A 4989-nucleotide genomic window follows, 5' to 3' on the forward strand; every position below is an offset into this window, starting at 1 on the left:
AAAACCAGATGGTCTGACAGTTTTTTGGAAATTCTCTGTCATACAGTAAATCAGCGTTATTTCTTCCATAGCTTCGTCATGTCTTCGAGAGTCTTGCCTTTAGTTTCAGGAACCAGTTTCCAGACGAATAGTGCGGCAAGCACACAGATGACGCCATACATCACATAGGTGAACCAATGTCCGAAGTCGTCGCCTTCGGTGAGATGCATGTTGAATAGCGGTACGAAGGTGGAACTCACGATGAAATTGAATATCCACTGGAAGGCTACTGCAATGGCAACCGCTGCACCACGGATGGTGTTTGGGAAGAGCTCGGCGATGAGAACCCAGGCGATAGGGCCCCACGAGAACATGAAGCTCGCACTGTATACCATGATGCTCAGCATCGTCACCGTGCCAAGACTCGGGTTGCCGAAGGTGAGTGCCACGCCGAGCGCACCTATTGCCATGCCGATAGAACCCCAGATGAGCAGAGGCTTGCGTCCGAGTTTCTCTACCGTGAACACTGCAACGAGCGTGAACGATATGTTTACGATACCCATGATAACGGTCTGCACCATAGGGTCTTTCATTCCCATGTCTTCATAGATGCGGGGAGCGTAATAGAGCACGGCGTTGATACCCACTGCCTGTTGGAATACCGAGAGCATCACTCCCACGAAGATGCAGAGGAAACCATAGGTCATCAGAGGTTCCGTCCTCACGGTAATAGTCTCCTTTATATCTCTGATTATCTCCTTCGCCTTGTTCGAACCGTTGATGCGGGCGAGGATACCCTCAGCTTTCTTGTCCTGTCCTATCATCACGAGATAGCGAGGGGTTTCGGGCACGAAACATATCAGCAGAGTGAAGAGTGCTGCCGGCACGCATTCGCTGCCGAACATATACCTCCATCCCGTTTCCACCGTCCATTGGCAGTCAGCCCAGTTGGCTATCTTGCCTACAGCATCGTATATAGGGTTGGCGTGAGAACCGAGGATGATGAAGTTGACGAAATACACCACGAGCTGTCCGAAGATGATCGCAAACTGGTTCCAGCTGACGAGCATTCCGCGGATATTGCTCGGTGCCACCTCGCCGATATACATCGGACAGATGGCAGACGCCATTCCTACACCGAAGCCGCCAAGCACACGGTAGGCATTGAACACATATAGCAACTCCAGGCTTGCCCTGCCCTGTGGCATGATATACGATTCGGGTTCCATCGAACCCCATGCCGACAGGAAAAAGCAGATGCCGGCGAATATCAGCGAACGCTTGCGGCCGAAGCGGCTTGCGAAGAATCCGGATACGGCGCTGCCGAAGATGCAGCCGATGAGAGCACTCGAACTGGTGAAGCCGTGCATGAAGTCGGAGTACTGAAAGTCGGCAGCCCCTTTGAAGAACGCCTGTAGTCCCTTCTCTGCACCCGAAATCACAGCCGTGTCGTAGCCGAAGAGCAGTCCGCCCAACACCGCCACCATGACGATAGAGATTAGATATGACCTGCTGCCGTTTTCCTGCCAGGCCACATTCTGTTGTGTCTGTTTCATTTTGTTTTTTGTTTTACGTAGGTTAGTTCGTTATTATGAGGCAAAGGTAATGTTTATTGTCCGAAAAACATAATGTATTGAGCAGAATAATTATGAAAAACGTTTCCGTAGCATCGATAATCCACTTGTTTTGGCATTTTTTACACCATAAAACAAACTGTCATGTTCCTTTTTGCCGATGTTTTAAAAATAAGTCGATAATTTTGCGTAAATTTGCATCCACGGAAAAGCCGACGTTTCCATACACGGTGGTGTGGTAGCGCAGACAGGCTTTCCGTTATATAGGCAAGATGAAATTCAGAGACGTTATAGGACAGGAAGAAGCCAAGCGGCAGCTGCTGCAGCTCGTCGCCGAAGGCCGTGTGCCCCATGCCATGCTATTCTGTGGCCCGTTGGGATGCGGCAAGATGGCGCTTGCCATGGCTTTTGCCTCATTCCTGCTCGGAGAGCGTGACGACGATGATGCCGACCAGCATGCCGCCGCAGCAGCCATGCCGCCGCTAACCGCCGACAAGCGCCGCAGCGCAGAGGCGATGCTTGCCAAATGGGGACATCCCGACCTGTTCTTCTCATATCCCGTGATAAAACCTGCCGGCACTTCGTCAGAACACAAGATGGAAAGTGATGATTTTGCCCGGCAATGGAACGAGATGATATGCAAGTCGCCGTATTTCTCAATGGCCAACTGGCTCACTGCCATGGGTGCCGCCAACCAACAGCCGATTATCGGAGTGGGAGAGAGCAATGCGCTCGTACGTAAACTCAGCATGAAGTCGAGTCAGGGCGGATACAAGGTGTGCATAATATGGTTGCCGGAGAGGATGAACGGTGAATGCGCCAACAGTATGCTGAAGCTGATAGAGGAGCCGCCACACCAGACCGTGTTCATAATGGTTTGTGAGGAACCGGAGAAACTCCTTGAAACTATCCGCAGCCGTACTCAGCGGTTCGACTTCAAGCGCATAGACACTCCGTCGATGGAGCAGACGCTCATAGACAAACGATATGTGGCGCCCGATATGGCCCACCGCATAGCGAGAGTGGCAAACGGCAACTGGCTTGCCGCAGAGGCAGAACTTGATGCAGGCAACGAGAACAGACTCTTTCTCGACATGTTCATAATGCTCATGCGACTGGCATATATGCGCAAGATAAAAGACCTGAAGAAATGGAGCGAAGCGGTGGCGGGATACGGAAGAGAACGACAGAAGAGTATGCTCGCATATTTCGGAAGACTCATAAGAGAGAATTTCATGTATAACTTCCATAAACCCGAACTCAACTACATGACTGCCGAAGAGGAGAACTTCTCGAAGAATTTCGCCCGTTTCATCAACGAGGCGAATGTGGTGGAGCTGTCGGAACTCTACGAGCGTGGAATACGCGACATAGGACAGAACGCAAATGCCAAGATCGTGTTCTTCGACATCGCGCTGAAGACAATCGTGCTGCTCATACAGAAATGACATTCCGGATGGGAAGCACGGACAATATATATACACACACAATATTTTATTAATAAAGAAAAGAGAATTACGATATGGACTTCAAGAATATGAAATTCACCGTTGGCGACGGTTGTTCTCGCGGACTCTGCCGAAGAGGCTGCGGAAGGCAGGACCGCCAGCTGAATACATACGACTGGCTCGCTGATGTGCCGGGAAATGCCGAGAGCACAGACCTTGTTGAGGTGCAGTTCAAGAACACCCGAAAGGGATATTACCATAATGTCAATGCCCTCGATCTGAAGAAGGGCGATGTGGTGGCTGTGGAGGCAAGTCCGGGTCATGATATCGGAGTGGTTACGCTCACGGGAAAGCTCGTGAAACTGCAGGTCAAGAAGGCGAACCTCAAGTCTATGGACGACATCAAGCGCATATATCGCATAGCGAAACCAGTGGATATCGACAAATGGCGCGAGGCGAAGAGCCGCGAACACGGCACCATGATTCAGAGCCGACAGATAGCCAAAGACCTCAACCTGCAGATGAAAATCGGTGATGTGGAGTATCAGGGCGACGGCAACAAGGCGATTTTCTATTATATCGCCGATGAGCGAGTGGACTTCCGCCAGCTTATCAAGGTGCTTGCCGAGACTTTCCATGTGCGTATCGAGATGAAACAGATCGGAGCCAGACAGGAAGCAGGACGCATCGGCGGAACAGGACCTTGCGGCAGAGAACTGTGTTGCGCCACATGGATGAAGAACTTCGTGTCGGTGAGCACAGGAGCAGCCCGATATCAGGACATCTTGCTCAATCCGCAGAAGCTCGCAGGAATGTGTGCCAAACTGAAATGCTGTCTCAACTATGAGGTGGACAGCTACATAGAGGCAGGCCGCAAATTGCCGAGCCGCGAAGTGGTGCTGCAGACTATGGATGGCGACCACTTCCTCTTCAAGACAGATATCCTGGCAGGTCTTGTGACATATTCCACCGACAAGCGCCTCGCAGCAAACCTCGTGACAATCACCGCTCAGCGCGCACTCGAGATTGTGGAGATGAACAGGCGTGGAGAAAAGCCTGACTCGCTCAGCGACAGCGATGAGCCTATGACGGAGAACCATCAGGTGGACCTTCTGGCAGGCGAGAGTCTCACGAGATTTGACAAGGCAAAGAAAAAGAAGAAACAGAAGTCGCGTGGCAACAAAGCTCAGGACAACAAGGATGCTAAGGCTGCAAACGCCAACAACCAACAGCCTGCAAACAACCAGCAAGGAGGCAACCAGCAGGCTTCAGCCGAGAACAGGAAGCAGCGCCGGGCAGAAGGCAAGCAGCAACGTCAGGAGGACAAGCCACAGCAGCTACGCCAGGAGGGCAAGCCGCAACAACGCCAAGAGGGTAAACAACAGCAGCGCCCTGATAACAAGCCACAGCGTGACGCCAAACCTCAGCGCCCTGATGCCAATGGCGACCAGCAGAAACCGCAGGACGACCGTCAGAGGCAGCGCGGACCTAAGCAGCAGAGGAATGGTGGAAACGGAAACGGCGGACAGCGTCGTCGTCAGGGAAAACCTAACACTCCCCAACAGCCGAAGCAGGAGAAAGCCAATGACGGCGGCAACCAGTAAAAATAACGACAACGCAGATATGCACTTCAGACACACCATATTATATATAATGACATTCGCCGCAGTAATAGTGGCGAATGTCTTTGCATCATGCACCACCGACACCGTGTATGACACCTACGACCATACGCCGCTATCAGGCTGGGAGAAGAACGACACCCTGTCTTTCGACGTTCCCAAGATGAAGCAGGCTGGTGTATACTCTCAGTCTCTGGGCGTCAGGATGACGGAGATATTCCCGTTCACGAGCGTCAGTCTGATAGTGCAGCAGACGGTATATCCTTCCGGCAAGGTGGTTACCGACACCATCAAGTGTCCTATCACCGACAGCAGAGGAAATTTTCTCGGGGATGGTGTCAGTGCATACCAATACTCTTTCCCCAT

The 4989-nt window shown here is 51.9% G+C and carries 4 protein-coding genes; 3 read left to right on the forward strand and 1 reads right to left on the reverse strand.

Annotated elements, in window-relative coordinates; translation table 11 throughout:
* Positions 1–56: 56 nt before the first annotated feature.
* Complete coding sequence (gene xylE / locus QVO99_RS04945) at positions 57–1535, reverse strand: D-xylose transporter XylE (RefSeq protein ID WP_022316495.1); 1479 nt, start codon at positions 1533–1535, stop codon at positions 57–59.
* 290 nt (positions 1536–1825) lie between these two features.
* Here xylE and QVO99_RS04950 point away from each other — a divergent pair, with 290 nt between their 5' ends.
* The 3 genes from QVO99_RS04950 to QVO99_RS04960 form a co-directional block, all read left to right on the forward strand.
* Positions 1826–3001: a DNA polymerase III subunit gene (locus QVO99_RS04950; protein WP_022316496.1), complete on the forward strand. Its 1176-nt coding sequence runs from the start codon at positions 1826–1828 to the stop codon at positions 2999–3001.
* A gap of 74 nt (positions 3002–3075) precedes the next feature.
* The gene (locus QVO99_RS04955; protein ID WP_022316497.1) at positions 3076–4605 is read left to right on the forward strand and encodes a PSP1 domain-containing protein; all 1530 of its coding nucleotides are present in this window, start codon (positions 3076–3078) and stop codon (positions 4603–4605) included.
* A 19-nt stretch (positions 4606–4624) separates the two neighbouring features.
* On the forward strand, positions 4625–4989 hold a 365-nt coding region (locus tag QVO99_RS04960), incomplete at its 3' end, for a gliding motility lipoprotein GldH (protein WP_288176967.1).

The organism is Prevotella sp. CAG:592 (genome assembly GCF_000436015.1).
Lineage (GTDB): Bacteria > Bacteroidota > Bacteroidia > Bacteroidales > Bacteroidaceae > Prevotella > Prevotella pectinovora.